Below are 1,670 nucleotides of genomic sequence, written 5' to 3'. Positions count from 1 at the left end.
ACATCGCCCGGCGTGTTCGACGTGCTGGCCGTGCTGGGCCGCCAGGAAAGCCTGGCGCGCATTGGAGATCAAATCGATTAGGAGCGGACTGGCCCAAGAAGATTGGCATTGAAAGGTGTGTTTCGCAGTGCAACATTAGGCCTTGGCCCAATTGGCACGCACCTCCTAAAATGCGGTGGCGAGTTCGCGCATTCCGGTGACTTCGACGTGTCGTTTGCAGGAATTGCTTTGCCGGCATGAGGATACAAAGGGAGTTTGAGAATGAGCGAAGCTGCGACAAAACTGGAACCGGGCAGCAAGGCGCACGAGTCGACCGCCAGGCTCGAACTCGCCGGCAAGACCCATGAATTCAAGGTGCGAAGCGGGTCGACTGGGCCTGACGTCATCGACATCGGCGCGCTCTACAGCACCACCGGCGCCTTCACCTACGACCCCGGCTTCACCTCCACCGCAAGCTGCGAGTCGGCAATCACCTTCATCGACGGCGACGCCGGCATCCTCTTGCATCGCGGCTATCCGATCGACCAGCTTGCCGAACATGGCGACTTCCTCGAAGTCTGTTACCTCCTGCTCTACGGGGAACTCCCGACCAAGGCGCAGAAGGAGGATTTCGACTATCGCGTGACGCGTCACACCATGGTGCACGAGCAGATGTCGCGCTTCTTCACCGGCTTCCGCCGCGACGCGCACCCGATGGCCGTCATGTGCGGCGTGGTCGGCGCGCTGTCGGCCTTCTACCACGACTCGACCGACATCTCGGACCCGTATCAGCGCATGGTCGCCTCGATGCGCCTGATCGCCAAGATGCCGACCATCGCGGCGATGGCCTACAAATACCATATCGGCCAGCCCTTCATTTATCCGAAGAACGATCTCGGCTTCGCCGCCAATTTCCTGCACATGTGCTTTGCCGTGCCGTGCGAGGAGTACAAGATCAATCCGGTGCTTGCGCGCGCCATGGAGCGCATCTTCATCCTGCACGCCGACCACGAGCAGAACGCCTCGACCTCGACGGTTCGCCTCGCCGGCTCTTCCGGCGCCAATCCGTTCGCCTGCATTGCCGCTGGCATCGCCTGCCTGTGGGGCCCGGCGCATGGCGGCGCCAACGAAGCGGCGCTGAACATGCTGGGCGAGATCGGCCATGTCGACCACATCCCGGAGTTTATTGCCCGGGCCAAGGACAAGAACGATCCGTTCCGGCTGATGGGCTTCGGTCACCGCGTCTACAAGAACTACGATCCGCGCGCCAAGATCATGCAGAAGACCGCGCATGAGGTGTTGGGCGAGCTCGGCATCAAGGACGATCCGTTGCTCGACATCGCGATGGAGCTGGAGAAGATCGCGCTAACCGACGCTTACTTCATCGAAAAGAAGCTCTACCCGAACGTCGACTTCTATTCCGGCATCACGCTGAAGGCGCTGGGCTTCCCCACAACCATGTTCACCGTTCTGTTCGCGGTCGCGCGCACCGTCGGCTGGATCGCGCAGTGGAAGGAAATGATCGAGGATCCGCACCAGAAGATCGGCCGCCCGCGCCAGCTCTACACCGGCGCCACCGAGCGCGACTACGTGCCGATTGCGAAAAGGTAATTGAGCGAATAGCGAGATAGCGAGTAGCGAATAGGGGAAGAAGACAAACCGATAGCCCCCACTCGCTATTCGCTACTCCC

2 protein-coding genes are annotated in these 1,670 nt (G+C 60.9%); both read left to right on the top strand.

The annotated features are described in order from the left end of the window. On the top strand, positions 1-81 hold an 81-nt coding region (locus EOA24_RS44170; RefSeq protein WP_348633103.1), incomplete at its 5' end, for a hypothetical protein. Between the two features lie 180 nt (positions 82-261). Then, positions 262-1,590, top strand: a complete 1,329-nt coding sequence (gltA, locus tag EOA24_RS37155) for a citrate synthase (RefSeq protein WP_126060753.1) — start codon at positions 262-264, stop codon at positions 1,588-1,590. The last annotated feature ends 80 nt before the right edge of the window (positions 1,591-1,670 follow it).

It is taken from the genome of Mesorhizobium sp. M2A.F.Ca.ET.039.01.1.1 (genome assembly GCF_003998035.1).
Classification (GTDB): Bacteria; Pseudomonadota; Alphaproteobacteria; order Rhizobiales; family Rhizobiaceae; genus Mesorhizobium.
The sequence above is the reverse complement of the archived record's forward strand: the minus strand, read 5'-3'. Positions and strand labels throughout refer to the sequence as shown.